General features: G+C 71.5%; 15 protein-coding genes. 6 read left to right on the top strand and 9 right to left on the bottom strand.

From position 1 onward, the window contains the following. Positions 1 to 25: 25 nt before the first annotated feature. The gene (locus tag ABD331_RS14975; RefSeq protein ID WP_344474866.1) at positions 26 to 148 is read right to left on the bottom strand and encodes a hypothetical protein; all 123 of its coding nucleotides are present in this window, start codon (positions 146 to 148) and stop codon (positions 26 to 28) included. A gap of 201 nt (positions 149 to 349) precedes the next feature. After that, a complete protein-coding gene (locus tag ABD331_RS14970) occupies positions 350 to 1,381 on the bottom strand; it encodes an Rv2578c family radical SAM protein (RefSeq protein ID WP_344474864.1) in 1,032 nt (343 codons plus the stop codon). 132 nt (positions 1,382 to 1,513) lie between these two features. Between ABD331_RS14970 and ABD331_RS14965 the strand changes: the two genes are divergently transcribed. Next, positions 1,514 to 1,795, top strand: a complete 282-nt coding sequence (locus ABD331_RS14965) for a DUF3040 domain-containing protein (protein WP_344474862.1) — start codon at positions 1,514 to 1,516, stop codon at positions 1,793 to 1,795. Positions 1,796 to 1,871: 76 nt separating this feature from the next. Here the strand turns inward: ABD331_RS14965 and ABD331_RS14960 are convergent, their stop codons facing one another. Next, entirely contained in the window at positions 1,872 to 2,795 is a 924-nt protein-coding gene (locus tag ABD331_RS14960) for an RNA polymerase sigma-70 factor (RefSeq protein ID WP_344474860.1), read from the bottom strand. A gap of 199 nt (positions 2,796 to 2,994) precedes the next feature. On the opposite strand from ABD331_RS14960, the gene ABD331_RS14955 reads away from it, so the two are divergent. Further along, positions 2,995 to 4,362 (top strand): FAD-binding oxidoreductase, encoded by a 1,368-nt coding sequence (locus ABD331_RS14955; RefSeq protein ID WP_344474858.1) that lies wholly within the window; start codon positions 2,995 to 2,997, stop codon positions 4,360 to 4,362. A 15-nt stretch (positions 4,363 to 4,377) separates the two neighbouring features. On the opposite strand, the gene ABD331_RS14950 is transcribed toward ABD331_RS14955, so the two are convergent. The 3 genes from ABD331_RS14950 to ABD331_RS14940 are packed head-to-tail and all read right to left on the bottom strand — an operon-like array spanning position 4,378 to position 6,606. After that, complete coding sequence (locus ABD331_RS14950; protein WP_344474856.1) at positions 4,378 to 4,977, bottom strand: dihydrofolate reductase family protein; 600 nt, start codon at positions 4,975 to 4,977, stop codon at positions 4,378 to 4,380. Next, entirely contained in the window at positions 4,974 to 5,813 is an 840-nt protein-coding gene (locus tag ABD331_RS14945) for a metalloregulator ArsR/SmtB family transcription factor (protein WP_344474854.1), read from the bottom strand. The genes ABD331_RS14950 and ABD331_RS14945 overlap by 4 nt, the downstream gene beginning before the upstream one ends. A 46-nt stretch (positions 5,814 to 5,859) precedes the next feature. Beyond that, the gene (locus tag ABD331_RS14940) at positions 5,860 to 6,606 is read right to left on the bottom strand and encodes a siderophore-interacting protein (protein WP_344474852.1); all 747 of its coding nucleotides are present in this window, start codon (positions 6,604 to 6,606) and stop codon (positions 5,860 to 5,862) included. Positions 6,607 to 6,698: 92 nt separating this feature from the next. On the opposite strand from ABD331_RS14940, the gene ABD331_RS14935 reads away from it, so the two are divergent. Beyond that, the gene (locus tag ABD331_RS14935; protein WP_344474850.1) at positions 6,699 to 7,418 is read left to right on the top strand and encodes a TetR/AcrR family transcriptional regulator; all 720 of its coding nucleotides are present in this window, start codon (positions 6,699 to 6,701) and stop codon (positions 7,416 to 7,418) included. A gap of 44 nt (positions 7,419 to 7,462) precedes the next feature. Here ABD331_RS14935 and ABD331_RS14930 read toward each other — a convergent pair whose 3' ends face one another. Further along, positions 7,463 to 7,933, bottom strand: coding sequence for an OsmC family protein (locus ABD331_RS14930; protein ID WP_344474848.1), 471 nt, complete (start codon positions 7,931 to 7,933; stop codon positions 7,463 to 7,465). 409 nt (positions 7,934 to 8,342) lie between these two features. Between ABD331_RS14930 and ABD331_RS14925 the strand changes: the two genes are divergently transcribed. Continuing rightward, positions 8,343 to 8,705, top strand: a complete 363-nt coding sequence (locus tag ABD331_RS14925; RefSeq protein WP_344474846.1) for a nuclear transport factor 2 family protein — start codon at positions 8,343 to 8,345, stop codon at positions 8,703 to 8,705. Positions 8,706 to 8,901: 196 nt separating this feature from the next. On the opposite strand, the gene ABD331_RS14920 is transcribed toward ABD331_RS14925, so the two are convergent. Further along, positions 8,902 to 9,804 carry a helix-turn-helix domain-containing protein gene (locus ABD331_RS14920; protein WP_344474844.1) on the bottom strand — a complete coding sequence of 301 codons (903 nt, stop codon included), beginning with the start codon at positions 9,802 to 9,804 and terminating at the stop codon, positions 8,902 to 8,904. Between the two features lie 99 nt (positions 9,805 to 9,903). Between ABD331_RS14920 and ABD331_RS14915 the strand changes: the two genes are divergently transcribed. Together ABD331_RS14915 and ABD331_RS14910 are read left to right on the top strand one after the other, a co-directional pair. After that, on the top strand, positions 9,904 to 10,551 hold the full coding sequence (locus tag ABD331_RS14915; protein WP_344474842.1) for a PadR family transcriptional regulator: 648 nt from the start codon (positions 9,904 to 9,906) through the stop codon (positions 10,549 to 10,551). Positions 10,552 to 10,619: 68 nt separating this feature from the next. Continuing rightward, positions 10,620 to 11,489: an alpha/beta fold hydrolase gene (locus ABD331_RS14910; protein ID WP_344474840.1), complete on the top strand. Its 870-nt coding sequence runs from the start codon at positions 10,620 to 10,622 to the stop codon at positions 11,487 to 11,489. Here ABD331_RS14910 and ABD331_RS14905 read toward each other — a convergent pair. Beyond that, complete coding sequence (locus ABD331_RS14905; protein ID WP_344474838.1) at positions 11,476 to 13,050, bottom strand: penicillin-binding transpeptidase domain-containing protein; 1,575 nt, start codon at positions 13,048 to 13,050, stop codon at positions 11,476 to 11,478. The genes ABD331_RS14910 and ABD331_RS14905 overlap by 14 nt on opposite strands. Between the last annotated feature and the right edge of the window lie 24 nt (positions 13,051 to 13,074).

The following is a 13,074-nucleotide window of genomic DNA, read 5'->3' as shown; positions in this document are numbered from 1 at the left end:
CACATCACCGTCGGACGGCCGGTGCTCAGCCTTCGTCGGTGGTCTTGCGGGTTTCCCGCTTCGTCTCCTTGGCCTGCCTGTTGTTCTTGATGGCCTGCTTCTTGGACTTGCCGGACTTGGAGGCAGGTTTCTTCTTCGTGTCAGCCATCGGAAAATCCCCCCTGTAACGGATGAGATGCACCAGATTGGTACACCAAGCCCCTTAATACCCATCTAGCAACGAAACCCGACATACCACCTAATGCTCGCATCCTCCGTCTGTCAGCGCGGGTGGGATTACCGCGACGGTGTGCCTCGTGTGCCGGGTGGCCGCCGCCGAGGCAGGGTGTGACGGTGCTCGGGTGCTTGTTCAAAGCAGGCGGAGTTGCTCGGGCTGGGCCGGAGGGCCCGGGCGGTGGGGTGGGAGGCGGCGGGCCATGGCCGGTGTGGCGCGGCCGACGCCGTGGCGTTGCGCGAGGTCCTTGACCAGGGCGGTGATGCGCTGCTGGTAGGACTTCGGGGCGTACGCGCCTCGGCCGTACAGCTCCAGGTAGCGCGGCACCAGGCGCGGGTGCTCGCGGGAGAGCCAGCTCAGCCACCACTCCCGGGCGCCCGGCCGCAGGTGCAGGACGATGGGGGAGATGTGGGTGGCGCGGGCTTCGGCGATGGCCTGGACGGTGCGGTCGAGCTGGGCGGGGGAGTCGGTGAGGTAGGGGAGGATCGGGGCCATCAGGACGCCGCAGGCGATGCCGTTGTCGTTGAGGGCGGCGCAGGTCTCGAGGCGGCGGTGCGGGTTGGGGGTGCCCGGCTCGACGGCGCGCCACAGGTCGTCGTCGACGAAGCCCGCTGAGACGTTGGCGCTGACGTCCGTCACGTCGGCGGCCTCGGTGAGGAGGTCGAGGTCGCGCAGGATCAGGGTGCCCTTGGTGAGGATCGAGAAGGGGTTGGCGGCCTCGCGCAGGGCGGTGATGATGCCGCGCATCAGCTTGTAGCGGCCCTCCGCGCGCTGGTAGCAGTCGACGTTCGTGCCCATGGCCACGTGGTGGCCGGCCCAGCGGGGCGAGGCGAGCTCCTTGCGGGCCAGCTCGGCGGCGTTGACCTTGACGACGATCTTGGAGTCGAAGTCGGCGCCGGCATCGAGGTCGAGGTATTCGTGCGTCTTCCTGGCGAAGCAGTAGACGCAGCGGTGGCCGCAGCCCCGGTAGGGGTTGATCGTGTAGTCGAACGGGACCCGGCTGGCGCCGGGGACGCGGTTGATGATGGATCTGGCCCGGATCTCGTAGAAGGTCATCCCCTTGAACTCGGGCGTGTCGAACGTGCGGGTCACCGCGCCGCGGGCGAAGAGCGGCTCGGTCGGATCGGCTCCGCCTGGGGCGGTCAGGCGGAGGTTGTCCCAGCGCATGGCATGATTAGAACAGGTGTTCTAGCATGATCGCAAACCGAAAAGAGGTGGCAATTAAGTGGTCAGGCGGGGGCTAATGATCTTCATGGTTGGGCAGGAAGACGCCACGGAGCTTGCGTTCGGGAGGTACCTATGGCCTGGTCGCAGGACGAGGAGCGGATGCTGGCCCAAATCGAGCAGCACCTCGTCGATGACGATCCGCGACTCGTCGCTCGGCTTGAGTCGTTCAACGATCGGGTTCGTCGCGATGAGGCGAAGTCGAACGGGCAGCACGCGCCCCGGCGCCGGCCGCGCCGCTCGACGGTCATCATCCTGATCAGCTGGGTGCTCATCGCCACGTTGGTCGCCACACTTCTGATCATGGTTCTGCGTCATGAGGCCGCCGCCGCGATGGCTCTGGCCGTGGCTTTCTGATCGAGTGTCAGGCGTTGCCGGATGATCGGATCACGGTTCCGGCGTGGTGCCCGGCGGGGTGCGCCGGGCTTCCGCCTCATCGGCTCAGGAAAGTCTCCTGCTCCATGCGTGACAGCTTCTCGGGGTTCCGTACGGCGTAGAGCCCGGTGATGAGCCCCTCGTTCACCCGCACCGCCAGAACGGTGTCGAGCTCCCCATCGATCCGGATGACCAACGCCGGGTAGCCGTTGACCTGCGCCGGCGACAACGTCCGCGACGCGTGGATCCGGCCGAACACCGCGACCACGCTCTCGGCCCCCATGACGGGCACCAGGGAGGCCTGCTTGATGCCGCCCCCGTCGGTCAGCAGGACGACGTCCGGCGCGAGGATGTCGAGCAGGTTCTGCAGGTCGCCCGTCTGGATGGCCCGGTGGAAGGCCGCGAGCGCGTCGCGGGACTCGGCGGGGGAGACGGCCTCGCGCGGCCGGCGGGCCGCGACGTGCGCCCGCGCCCGGTGCGCGATCTGCCGGACGGCGGCCTGGCTCTTGTCCACGGCCTCGGCGATCTCCTCGTAGTCCAGCCCGAACACCTCGCGCAGCACGAACACGGCCCGCTCGGTCGGCGCGAGCGTCTCCAGCACCAGCATCATCGCCATCGACACGCTCTCGGCCAGCTCGACGTCCTCGGCCACGTCAGGCGTGGTGAGCAGGGGTTCGGGCAGCCAGGGGCCGATGTAGGACTCCTTGCGCCGGCCGAGCGTCCGCAACCTGGCCAGGGCCTGGCGGGTGGTGATCCGCACCAGGTAGGCGCGCTGGTCGCGCACCTCGGCGAGGTCGACGCCGACCCACTTCAGCCAGGTCTCCTGAAGGACGTCCTCGGCGTCGGCGGCGGAGCCGAGCAGCTCGTAGGCGACGGTGAACAGGAGGTTGCGGTGGGTGACGAAGGTGTCGGTGGCGGGGTCCGGACGGTTCGTGCTCCCTTCGTGCTCTTCGGGCGCGCGGCGCTCCGGCAGGTCGGGCATGGACGGCTCCTGTTCGCTTTCGACTGTCACGTGCACCAGATGCCGGTGTGTGGAGTTTTGTGACACCGGCTCGGCGACTCGTCCATGGTGCCCGTTCGATGCGGTGTGGCGTACGTCACGTCCGGTGGGCTGTCACAGGAATCGGGCCGGCGGCATCTCCTGGTCGTCCGGCACCGGCCGGGCCAGTCGAGACGGGAACATGATGAGCACTTCAGCGCTGAACAACCTGCGCCGCGACTTCGGCGGCGCGATCATCGAGCCGGGCTCGGCCGGGTATGAGTCGGCCAGCCGTTCGGTCCTGGCCGTGGGCAGCCCCGCCTACGTCCTGAGGCCGGAGAGCGTCGCGGACGTGCGAGCAGCGGTCGCCTTCGCCGCCGCCCAGACGGCCGAGCAGACCACTGCCGCGCCCCGGTTGTCCGTGCGCGGCGGCGGCCACGCCTTCGCCGGTTTCGGCACCAACGACGGCGGCATCGTGATCGACCTCTCCGCGCTTGCCGCGGTGGACCTGATCGACAAGGAGAACCACCTGGTCAGGATCGGCGGCGGCGCCACGTGGGGCCAGGTCGCGACCGCCCTGGCGACGCACGGCCTGGCGATCTCCTCGGGCGACACGAGGAGCGTCGGCGTCGGCGGCCTGACGTTGAGCGGCGGCATCGGCTGGAAGGTGCGCAAGCACGGCCTGGCCCTGGACCAGCTGGTCGCCGCCGAGCTGGTCACGGCGGGCGGCGCGGTGGTGCGGGCGAGCGCGGAGGAGAACCAGGAGCTGTTCTGGGCGCTGCGCGGCGGCGGCGGGAACTTCGGCGTGGTGACCGCCTTCGAGTTCGCCGCGCACCCGACGACGGACGTCTTCCACGGCAGGATCACCTTCCCCGCGCGGCAGGCGGCCACCGTCCTGGAGGGCTGGGCGGACCACCTGCGCACCGCGCCGGAGGAGCTGACCTCGATCGTGAACTTCGCCAACCCCTTCGCGGGCGGCCCCGACGCGCCGGTCGAGGTGCTCGTCACCTTCGACGGCGACGACCCGCGGCTCGCCGCCGAGGCGATCGGCCCGATCCGCGGCCTCGGCGCGGTGATCGACGACGACGTGGCGCTGCGGCCGTACGGGGACATTCTGGTGGAGGGTGTGATTCCGCCGCCCGGCATCCGGTTCGCCCCCAGGAGCGGGTTCGCCGGCGAGGAGTCGGTGCCGGCGGTGCTGCGGATCCTCGCCGAGGCGGGCGCGGCGCAGGGGGCGCCCGCCATCTCCGTGCGCAGCCTCGGCGGCGCGGTGTCGCACGTCCCCGAGGAGGCCACGGCCTACGCGCACCGCGGGGCGGAGCTGATGATCGTGACCACCACGGCGGGCCCCGGGCCGGTCGTGGAGGCCGCCCGTCCCGCCCTGGACGCGCTGTGGGGGAGGCTCGCGCCGCACGTCACCGGCGCGTACGCGAACTTCCTCGGCTCCGCCACCGAGGCGGACGTCGCCGCCGTCTACCCGGAGAGGACGTACGAGCGGCTCGCGGCGGTCAAGCGCGAGTTCGACCCCGGCAACCTGTTCAGCGGCAACCACAACGTCCGGCCCCGGTGAGGTCAGCGGTAGGGGTCAGTGCGCCCGGTCGTAGACCAGGGACAGCGTCCCGTCCTCGCCCGCGGCCTGTCGGGCGAGCGTCCACCGCCCCGCGGGCAGGCCGTCGTCGAACAGGCGCGGCCCGCCGCCGAGGAAGACGGGGAACACCGTGATCGCCAGCCGGTCGACCTGGTCTGCCGCGAGCAGCGCCTTGATGACGCTCGCGCTGGACAGCACGAGGATGTCGCCGCCCGCCGTCCCCCTCAGCTCCCCGGCCACCTCGGCGGCCGGCCTGTCGAGCACCGCCGTACGCTCCCACGGCGCCTCACGCAGGGTGGAGGAGAGCACCACCTTGTCGGCGTCCACCAGCCACTTGGCGAACCCCTCGTCGCGCGGGTCGGCGCCCTCCATGCCGATGACGGTCGGCCAGAACCCGAGGAAGCCCTCGGCGTTGACCCGCCCGAGCAGGGCCGTCGTCGCCGGCTCCCAGAGGCTGGTCAGGTGGTCGCGGGCGACGTCGCTGACGGCGTACGGCATCACCCAGCTCATGTCCACGGGGTTGTCGGGCTGGGCGTAACGGCCGTCGAGGGAGAGGGCGATGTTGGTGACGACCCTGCGGCCGTTCTGCTGCGTCATTTCGTGCTCCTGCTCTCGGTGTCGTACGCGGCGGCGGTGGCCGCGAGTTTGTCCAAGCTCTGACCGAAGCCGAGCTCGATGCCTGCGATGAAGTCGGCGGAGCCGACGGTGCTGCCGGTGATCCGGTAGGACACGTCGAGGTCCGTGCCCGCGCCGGCGGGACGGAGGGCGAATCCGACGTGGGAGGTGAAGGCCGGTTCGCCGCCGGGGAGCAGCGGCGAGAGCCGGTACGACAGGTGCTCGCCGGGTCGCACGTCCTCGACGACTCCCTCCGCGTACCCGGCGACCTGGTCGGAGCCGTCGGCGTCATCGACGTCGCGGTACTCCTGGACGATCCGGCCGCCCGGCCGCGCCTCGAAGACGAGCCGGGAGACGCGCAGGTCGTCGGGCGTCCACCACGCGGCGAGCAGCGAGGTGTCGGTCAGGTGCCGCCAGACCAGCTCAGGGCTCGCGGCCAGCGACCGCAGGAACCTGAACGTCCTGCCGTCGGCCCAGCCCGGCCCCTCCGCCTCCAGCCGGGCCGCGTCGAGGCTGAGCCCGTAACGGTCGAACGTCTCACGCGAGCCGCCGGCCTGGCCGGCGGTGTCGGCGAGCAGGGTGAGCGCCGCCGCCAGGTCGCGCAGCGGCTCGGGCCGCAGCGCGTAGACGCGGCGCTGCCCGGTGCGCTGGGAGGTGACGAGGCCGGCGCGCTCCAGGGCTTGCAGGTGCTTGGTCGTCTGCGGCTGGCGCGCCCCGGCGAGTTGCGCGAGGACGCCGACCGGACGGGGCCGCTCGGCCAGCAGGCCCACGAGCCGCCAGCGGGCCGGGTCGGCCAGTGCGGTGAGGAGTTCCTCCATGGCCAGAAGTATTCGCCATGGAGAATATTCGTGTCAAGGAATATCTTTAGTGGAGGCCGCGCTTGCCCGGCGTCCAGAACGGCTTGACCTTGATGGCCTTGCGCGGCCAGTTGCGCTCGCGTACCAGGTAGTCGCGGATCATCTGGCAGGTGCGCGCCTCTCCCGCCAGGTAGGCGGCGCCGGTGTTGCCGGGCAGCTCCAGGCCGGCCACCGCGGCGAGCAGAGTCCGCGAGGACGCGGCGGGCGCGCCCCGCCGGTGCGCGCGGCGCAGCTCGTGCGGGCCGGGCATGGGCATGTCATGCTCGGCGGACTCGCTCTCCAGCACCCCGTGCACCCGCGCCCCCTCCCCGAGCCCGCGCAACATCGGGCCGAACGCGGCGCTCGCCGTCTCGTCCCCCGCGAACAGGTGGAACGGCGCGTCGTCCTGGGTGAAGAAATCGCCCTGCGGCCACCAGAACGTCACCGCGTCCCCCGGCGCCGCCTCCCGCACCCAGCGCAGCCCGATCCCGTCACCGCCGTAGAGGTGCGCGCGCAGCTCCAGCGCGCGCCGGTCGGGGTCGAGGTCCCAGATCGTGTACGTCCGGAGCGTCTCGGACGGGCGCAGGATCCCGTAGACGGACAGCGGGTCGTTGATCTGGACGCGAATGTGCTGGCCGGGCCGGTAGGGGAACGCGATCGGCTCGTCGGTCTCCAGGCGGATGCGGCGCATGGTCGGGGTGATGAGACCGACGTCGCTGACGCGGGCCTCCATGACGTACTTGGCGAAGGCGCTCGCCAACGGATTGCGTGCCATGGTGACTCCTTAATGGAGATAAATTTCCTTAGAGGCATTAAGGAAACATAGATGCCCTAGGATGTCAACGGAACCGGAAGGCAGGTGAGCGGGTGACCGCGCAGGGCGTCAGCAGACGCGAACGAGTACGGCAGACGACGCTGGCGGAGATCCGGGCGGCGGCCCGCAAACTGCTCATCGAGCAGGGCTCGCAGGCCGTCACCATCAACGCGGTGGCCAGGGAGATGGGCATGAGCGGCCCGGCCCTCTACCACTACTTCGCCGGGCACGACGAGCTGGTCGGCGCGGTGACGGCCGACTTCTTCCGCGAGTTGACCGAGGCCATGGAGACGGCCCGCGACGCCTGCCCGCCCGGCGAGCACGGGCGGCGGCTCCTGGCGGCCTGCCGGGCGATGCGGCGCTGGGCCGTCACCCACCGGGCGGAGTTCGGCTGGGTGTTCGCCAGCCCCATCACGGCCGAACGGCGGCCCGACTCGCCGCGCGAGCTGGCCGGGCGCGACTTCGAACAGGTCTTCCTGGAGGAGATCGCCGAGCTGTGGAAGAGCCGCCGCTTCCCGGTGCCCGACCCCGAGGAGCTGGACCCTTCGGTCGGGGAGCAACTACGGGCGTACGCGTCCGCCAGCGGGATGGGGCTGCCCGTGGAGGCGGTGCACGTGTTCATGTCGTGCTGGATCAGGCTGTACGGCCTGCTCTGCATGGAGGTGCTGAACCAGCTCGACTTCGTCTACTCGGACATGGAGCCGGTGTTCGAGGAGTGCTTGCGCGAGATCGCGCCCAGGCTCGGCCTCGACTACGAAGCCCCGGCCGCCTGACCCGGCCCGACGGCTCTCCCGGCCGGGGAGGTCAGCCGGGGATGTCAGTCGGCCACGCGGACGGTCGGCTCGTGGCGGACGGGGAAGTTGACCGAGGCGGCGATGAAGCACGACTTGTGCGCGTCGGCGTGCAGGGCGAGCGCCGTCTCGGCCATCTCCCGGGCGGCGACGGTGACCGCCGGGTGCAGCACCACCTCGGTGAAGTGGCCGCCGTCCGCCGTCTCGGCCATGGTGCCGGTCGCGGTGTCGGTGTACTCGGTGACGATGACGCCCGCCATCGCGCACTTGTGCAGGTACCACAGCATGTGGCACTGCGACAGGGACCCGACCAGGAGCTGCTCGGGATTCCAGCGTGCCAGATCGCCGCGGAAGGCCGGGTCGGAGCTGCCCGGGATGAGCGGCGGCCCCTCGGCGGACAGCTCGTGCTCGCGGCCGAAGTCCCGGTAGCCGCTGGTGCCGGTGCCCTTGTTCCCGGTCCAGGTCACGACGGTCTGGTAGTTGTGCTCGCGGCTCATACGGGCCGTCCCTCCCTGTACGTCGCTCCACCGGCCGGCGCCGGCCCTTCCCCTCGCACGCTATCGCGCCCCCAGAACCCGACGCCGCGAGGGCGGGCGCGCGAGGGCGGTCGGCTTGGGGGCGGGCGCGCGAGGGCGGGCACGCGGGGGTGGGCGCCTTGGGGGCAGGCGTGGATGGGTGCGGCGCCAGGGCGGGCGGCATGGGGCGGGCACGCGGCGCTGAGGCAGGCGGGGCGCGATGCCGGGGCGGGCGGGGCGCGATGCCGGTGGGCGTGGGCGGGCGCGGTGTGGCACCGGCGTCGTGCGCGCCCGAAGCCGACGCCGCGTGAGTCCCTCGATCGGATGACGAAGATCAGCCGTGCGCGAACGTTCTCGCGCGGATGCGGCGCCGGCTGGGAGGGTGGACCTCATGATGGAAGACTTGCGGGACGCCGAGCGCCGGCTCCAGGCCGCGCAGCTCGCTGGAGATGTCGAGGCGCTGGATCGGCTGCTGGATGATCGGCTGATCTTTACTTTCGGTGCGAACGTTGCGACCAAGGCGGACGACCTGGAGCTGCACCGCACTCGGACCCAGGTGTTGACGAAGGTGGCCGAGGAGGAGCTGACCGTGCTCACCGATGGGCGCACCGGGGTGACGTGGTTTCTCGGCACCGTCGAAGGGACCGTCTCCGGTGCGCCGTTCGCGGCCAGGATGCGCTACACCCGTACTTGGCTGCACGACGAGACACACGGCTGGCGAATCATCGCCGTGCACGCCGGCACGACCGATTGACCTAGCCGACACGTTGCCCGACGACCGGCCAGCAGGAATCTTGGTATCCCAGCTCCCGCCCATGCACAAAAGGATCAAAGTCGGAGGGATCAGAGACACCCTCGAAGGCAGGCGGGGGCGCGATGCGGGAGGGCGTGGGCGGGAGCGTAAGGGCGGGCGCTTCGAGCCGCGACGCCGTGGGCATGGGGTGGGCGCGTCAGGGCGCGGCGCTGTGGGCGCGTAGCGCGGCGATTACCCAGGTGAAGGCGGGCACGGCGGGCTCGGAGCCGCGGTGGCCGTTGAGCGTTGCCAGCAGCGCCCAGTACCGCTCCACCCGCTCATCCGCCACCGTCTCCATCCACTCCAGCAGCGCCCCCCGATCCACCACCGGCCCGGCGACCATGTCGAGCACCCGCCGCCCCGCCTCGGACGCAGGGTCCACCCCGTCGGCCAAGGCGGGCCCGGCCTCGGTGAGCACGCGCGTCCGCAGCTCGTAGGCGGGCAGCGGCCCCGCACCCGCCAGCGGCCCCGCACCCGCCAGGGCGATTCGGCGGAGCCGCAGCCGGAAGTCCTCGTCGGAGATCAGTTCGGCCAGCTCCACCCAAGCCTCCACCTGGCCGGGAGTGAGGGAGTCGGGCAGCTCGCCCATCCAGCCGGCGATGACGGCCGCGTCGCCGTCCAAGGGGATCCCGCCGAACGTCAAGGACAGGAACTCCGCCACGATCTCGCGTCGTTCGGCGGCGGAAAGCTGGGTCAGTCTGTGCAACATCAGGGTCTCCTCGTTCGAAGTGCCGCGTTCGGAGATCAGGCTCAGCACGGCCCTGCGCGCCCGCAGGGCCCGCAGTTCGGCGTCCACGGCCCGTAGCCGGAGCCGCGCCACCTCGGCCGCCGTGACCCGCCGCGCCAGCACCTCGCGTACGTCCTCCAGCCCGACGCCCAGCTCGCGCAGCATGCTCACCAGGCCGAGCCGGGTCACGGCGGTCTCGTCGTACAGGCGGTAGCCGCCCGCGGACCGGTCGGCGGGCGGCAGGACGCCGCTGTCGGACCAGAACCTGATGGTGCGTACGGGCAGTCCGGTGCGGCGGGACAGCTCGCCGATCGTGTAGAGCTCCTTACTCACGTCCGGCAGTCTGCACCTTCCAGCCGCTGGAGGCTCAACCCCTTGCCGCCCGGATACTCGCGTGCGTATATTCGTGTACGAGTAAGGGTGGTGAGGGAGATGCCCCGACGGCGTCCGGTGGGCAACCTGCTGGCCCTGGCTGTGCTGACCGTCGTCGTTCAGCGCCCGATGCATCCCTACGAGATGGCGTCCGTTCTGCGCGCCCGCGGCAAGGACCAGGACATGCCGATCAAATGGGGCTCTCTCTACACCGTCGTGCGCAATCTGGAGAAGCACGGGCTGCTGGAGGTGGTGGAGAGCGGCCGCCAGGGCGCCCGGCCCGAGCGGACCGTCTACCGCATCACCGAGGCGGGTCGCGGCGAGGCCGACGACTGGACCAGGGAGCTGCTGTCCACGCCGCGTCACGAGCCGTCGGCGTTCGAGTCGGGGCTGTCGGTGATGGGCGGCCTCGGTCCCGGCGAGGTCGTGCCGTTGCTGCGGCAGCGGCTGGGGCTGCTGGAGGAGCAGATCGAGACCGGCCGGCGGGCGCTGGAGGAGGAGCGGGCCGAGGTGCCCCGGCTGTTCCTCGTCGAGTCGGAGTACGCGCTGGCGATGCGGGAGGCCGAGGCCGCCTGGGTGCGCTCGCTGCTGGCGGAGCTGGACGGGGGCACGTTCCCCGGATTGGCGGAATGGCAGGCATATCACCGTACGGGCGAGTTGCCGCCCGACCTGGCGGACCTCGCGGACAGAGGCCGCCCCACGGACTGAAGGCAAGCCGACCAAAGGCAAGCCCGCCTGGAAGGCGGGCCGACCATGAGGCAGGAAGGGGAGCCACCATGACCACGACCAGCGCCACCGGCACCGTGACGTCCGCCGACGGCACCACGATCAGCTACCGGGAGTTAGGTCAGGGCCCCGGCCTGGTGATCGTGCACGGCGCCATGCAGACAGGACAAAGCCAGCTCGACCTGGCCACGGCCCTGGCCGCCGACTTCACCTGCTACCTGCCCGACCGCCGGGGCCGCGGCGGCAGCGGCCCAGTGGGCGCGAGTTACGGCCTGGGGCGCGAGGCCGAGGACCTCGACGCCGTGCTGCGGGCCACCGGCGCCCGGTACGCCGTCGGCGTCAGCTCGGGCGCCGTCATCACCCTGCACACCGCCCTCACCCGCCCATCGGCGCTGAGCAAGGCGGTGCTCTTCGAACCCCCGCTGGGCCTCGACGCCGCCGAGGTGCGCGGCAGCCTGGAGCGTTTCGACCGCGAGCTGGCCGAGGGCCGGATCCCCGCCGCGCTCGTCACCGGCATGCGGGCCGCGCGGCTCGGCCCGCCGCTGTTCAACGCGCTGCCCCGCCGCGTGCAGGAGTGGCTGACGGGCCTGATGCTGAAGAGCCAGGACGGGACGGCGGGGGAGCAGCCGACGTTCAGGGACCTGGCCCCGACCCAGCGGCAGGACCTGCAGCTCGTGGCCGAGGCGCCGGCGGACTTCGCGGCGTACCGGCCGGTCGAGGTGGAGACGCTGCTGCTCGGCGGCACCAGGAGCCAGGGCTACCTGCGGTCGGCGCTGGCCGAGCTGGAGCGCGTCCTGCCGCGCGCCCGGCGCGTGGCGCTGGAGGGCCTCGACCACGGCGCCACGCAGAACGCCGCCCAGCGCGGGCGCCCGGAGCGGGTGGCCGGGGAGATCCGGCGCTTCCTGGCTACAGGTTCTTGAGGAACGTGGCCGCGACCGGCGCGGCCACCGCGCCGCCGCCGCCCCCGCCCTCGACGACCACGGCGAACGCCACGTCGCCCTTGAAGCCCATGAACCAGGCGTGGGAGTCCAGCTTCTCGCCCGTGCCGTACTCGGCGGTGCCGGTCTTGCCGTGCGTGCCCGCCGGCAGCCCCGCCGACTTGGCGGTGCCCTTGGTGACCACGGCCGACATCATCGTGTGCAGCCCGGAGGTGACCTCCTCGGGCAGCTTGCGCTCCTTGGCCTTCTGCTTGATGGACGGCACCAGCGTCGGGGGCCGCCACGCGCCGTCGGCGATGGCGGCGGCCACCGAGGCGATGGACAGCGGGCTGGCGGTGATCCTGGCCTGGCCGAAGGACTCGGCGGCCAGCTCCGCGTCGGAGGTGGCCTTGGGGAAGCTGGCCTTGGTGGCCGGCACCCCGATGTTCAGCGGCTGGTTGAAGCCCACGTCCTCGGCCACGTCGAGCAGCTTCTCGGCGCCCAGCTTCGACTTCGCCAGCGGCGCGAACGTCGTGTTGCACGAGTGGGCGAAGGAGTCGAGGAACGAGATCGACCCGAACGACTCCTCGTCGGAGTTGCGGATCGACAGCCCGCCGACGTTGACGTTCTTCGGGCAGGTCACGGTGTCCTGCGGGGCGACGCCGGCGTCCAGCAGCCCGATCGCGGTGACCGCCTTGAACGTCGAGCCGGGCGGGTAGCGGCCGTCGAGCGCCCGGTTGAACCCGCCCACGTTGTTCACCACGGCCAGGATCTCGCCCGTCGAAGCCTTGATCGCGACCAGCGAGGTGGGCTTCTTCATCTCCTTGACCGCGGTCACCGCGGCGGCCTGCGCCCGCGGGTCGAGCGAGGTCTGGACGGGCTCGCCCTCGGTGCCCTCGATGGTCTCCAGCGTCTTGTCGCCGAGCTTGATCTCGGTCGCCGGGGTGCCCGCGAGCTGCTCCTGGAACGCCTTCTGCAGCCCGTCGAACCCGACGGCCTGCCCGACCTTGTAGGAGGAGCCGAGCCTGGCGACGTCCTTCTTGGTGGCCTTGCTGAGGTAGCCGACGAGCTGCTGCACCGAGCCGCCGACCGTGCCGGTGTCGATGCGGTCGCCGTCGGCGTCGGTGATCTCGGCGCGCTGCGGCCACTTGGTGGTGAGCGAGAACGCGGCCCCGCCGGTGAGCGACGGGTGCAGCGTGGCGGGCTTCCAGTCGACCTTCCACGTGCGGTCGGCCACCACCAGGTCGATGGTGCCCTGGTAGGTCCACGCGCCGATGTTCTTCAGGTTGAGCGTCGCGGTGTAGGGGACGCTGGCGCGGTCGTCGCCCTCGGTGACCCGGCCCAGCTTGACGGCGGTCGACTCGACGGCGAGCGCGGTGCGCTGCTGGTCGTAGGCGGTGAGCTGCTGCGGCATGGCCAGCTCGGCCGTCATCGCGCCCTTGTCACCCGCCTGCCAGGCCGCCGCGAAGCGCTGCGCGGTCTGCGCCGGCGTGCCTCTGGTGTGCAGTACGTAGTACGCCCCACCGGCCGCGGCCCCCACCACGAGCACGGTGGCTCCGGACACGATCGCGATCGTACGACCCCGCGC

It is taken from the genome of Nonomuraea monospora (assembly GCF_039531895.1).
GTDB lineage: Bacteria > Actinomycetota > Actinomycetes > Streptosporangiales > Streptosporangiaceae > Nonomuraea > Nonomuraea monospora.
This window is presented reverse-complemented; position numbering and strand designations above follow the sequence as displayed.

What these genes read in the sequence shown, in the direction of transcription:
- ABD331_RS14975 (WP_344474866.1), bottom strand. Translation starts at nt 148, where the DNA reads ATGGCTGACACGAAGAAGAAACCTGCCTCCAAGTCCGGCAAGTCCAAG.
- ABD331_RS14930 (WP_344474848.1), bottom strand. Translation starts at nt 7,933, where the DNA reads ATGAGCCGCGAGCACAACTACCAGACCGTCGTGACCTGGACCGGGAAC.
- ABD331_RS14960 (WP_344474860.1), bottom strand. Translation starts at nt 2,795, where the DNA reads ATGCCCGACCTGCCGGAGCGCCGCGCGCCCGAAGAGCACGAAGGGAGC.
- ABD331_RS14970 (WP_344474864.1), bottom strand. Translation starts at nt 1,381, where the DNA reads ATGCGCTGGGACAACCTCCGCCTGACCGCCCCAGGCGGAGCCGATCCG.
- ABD331_RS14955 (WP_344474858.1), top strand. Translation starts at nt 2,995, where the DNA reads ATGATGAGCACTTCAGCGCTGAACAACCTGCGCCGCGACTTCGGCGGC.
- ABD331_RS14910 (WP_344474840.1), top strand. Translation starts at nt 10,620, where the DNA reads ATGACCACGACCAGCGCCACCGGCACCGTGACGTCCGCCGACGGCACC.
- ABD331_RS14950 (WP_344474856.1), bottom strand. Translation starts at nt 4,977, where the DNA reads ATGACGCAGCAGAACGGCCGCAGGGTCGTCACCAACATCGCCCTCTCC.
- ABD331_RS14945 (WP_344474854.1), bottom strand. Translation starts at nt 5,813, where the DNA reads ATGGAGGAACTCCTCACCGCACTGGCCGACCCGGCCCGCTGGCGGCTC.
- ABD331_RS14940 (WP_344474852.1), bottom strand. Translation starts at nt 6,606, where the DNA reads ATGGCACGCAATCCGTTGGCGAGCGCCTTCGCCAAGTACGTCATGGAG.
- ABD331_RS14915 (WP_344474842.1), top strand. Translation starts at nt 9,904, where the DNA reads ATGCCCCGACGGCGTCCGGTGGGCAACCTGCTGGCCCTGGCTGTGCTG.
- ABD331_RS14965 (WP_344474862.1), top strand. Translation starts at nt 1,514, where the DNA reads ATGGCCTGGTCGCAGGACGAGGAGCGGATGCTGGCCCAAATCGAGCAG.
- ABD331_RS14925 (WP_344474846.1), top strand. Translation starts at nt 8,343, where the DNA reads ATGATGGAAGACTTGCGGGACGCCGAGCGCCGGCTCCAGGCCGCGCAG.